General features: G+C 41.9%; 1 protein-coding gene. It reads right to left on the reverse strand.

Features of this window, described 5'->3' with window-relative positions:
• Positions 1-1,973, reverse strand: a 1,973-nt coding sequence (locus ACFIL8_RS09600) for an NADP-dependent malic enzyme (protein ID WP_375689586.1), incomplete at both ends; no start/stop codon positions are given.

Consider the following 1,973-nt stretch of genomic DNA (forward strand, 5'->3'; position numbering starts at 1 on the left):
TATCCAGGCATAACCAAAATGTTAGCAGGCTCCGTTAATCCCATAAATGGATATTGCTGCATCAATTTGGAATTGAGCGCCACATCAGCGCTTATTTCTCCATCAAACTCAAAATCAACCTTGCGTTCGTGCAAAATATTAATTGCATCCTGAATTTGCTGCGTCGTCTGCCCTTTCATGTAGCCAAACGTAGAAAATGCTAAAAATGCTACCCGTGGTTGATACCCAAATCCACGTACAAACGAAGCTGTTTGTTCCGCTATATCAGCAAATTCTTCAGCATTAGGATTTTCATAAACAGCTGTATCGGCAATAAACACAGTTCGGCCACGGCAAATGGCCATTGAAATACCAATCAATCGTTCTTTTGGTTTTTCATCAATTGCCCGACGTATATCGATCAACGCTGTTTCATAATTGCGTGTCACCCCTGTAACCATTGCATCAGCATCTCCTAGTGCCACCATACACGCAGCAAAATAATTGCGATCATTATTGATACGACGATGACAGTCACGCAACAGCCAGCCTTGACGCTGCATCTTTTTATAAAGATAATTCGCATAAGCATCTGTACGGCAAGAAAGCTTGGCATTTATAATAGAAATACCTTCACGCTCCAAATCAATTCCAGCGATAACAGCTGCTTCTCTTATTTGCTCTTCCCGACCAACCAAAATCGCTTGTCCTAATTTTTGATGAACATAAGAAACGGCTGCCCGCATAACTTGTTCTTCTTCACCTTCTGCAAAAACAATTTGTTTTGGCGCTTGACGAACGTGGTTATAAACCCCACGCATTATCGAAGAAGTAGGATCACGCCTCGCATTTAAATCACGCTCATAGGCCTCTAAATCATCTATGTTCTTTTGTGCAACACCGCTTTCCATTGCTGCTTTTGCTACCGCTATTGAAACAACTGTGAACAAACGCGGATCAAAAGGAACGGGAATGATATAATTAGGACCAAATTTTAATCGCTTTCCACGATAAGCTTCTGCAACGCTGTCAGGTACTTCCTCATGCGCTAAATCGGCAAGAGCCCTTGCCGCAGCAATCTTCATGTCTTCATTAATAACTGTTGCACGCACATCAAGCGCACCACGAAATATATAAGGAAAACAGAGAACATTATTAATCTGATTTGGATAATCGGAACGCCCTGTTGCAACAATAGCATCATGACGCACTTGCATAACCTCTTCCGGTGTAATTTCTGGATCGGGATTGGCCATAGCAAAAATGATCGGCTGCGGCGCCATGGATTTTACCATTTCAGGGGTAAGAGCACCTTTAGCAGAAACCCCGAAAAATATATCTGCTCCTTCCATTGCTTCCATAAGCGTACGTTTATCCGTTTGAATAGCATGCGCAGATTTCCACTGATTCATTCCCTCTTTACGACCTTCATAGACCACACCCTTTGTATCACATAATATGATATTTTCAGAACGAAAGCCCATTGCTTTAATCAGTTCAATACAAGCAATCCCAGCAGAACCAGCACCATTACAGACTAACCGCGTATTTTGCATATCGCGCCCTGTTAAAGTCAAAGCATTGAGAACACCCGCAGCAACAATAATCGCTGTACCATGTTGATCATCGTGAAAAACAGGAATATTCATCACCTCGCGTAGGCGGCTTTCAATCATAAAGCACTCAGGTGCCTTAATGTCTTCAAGATTGATTCCACCAAAAGAAGGTTCTAAATGACGCACCAAATTGATAAAACTTTCCGTATCATTTATATCAATTTCTAAATCAATGGAATCAATATCCGCAAAACGCTTAAACAGCACTGCTTTGCCTTCCATGACCGGCTTAGAGGCAAGTGCACCTAAATTGCCTAACCCTAAAATAGCGGTTCCATTTGAAATAACAGCAACAAGATTACCTTTTGCTGTATAATCATAAGCTAGCGCTGGATTTTGAGCAATTGCCTTAACTGGAACGGCAACACCTGGTGAATA

Origin of the sequence: Bartonella sp. AP57NXGY (assembly GCF_042195805.1) — a bacterium.
Classification (GTDB): domain Bacteria; phylum Pseudomonadota; class Alphaproteobacteria; order Rhizobiales; family Rhizobiaceae; genus Bartonella.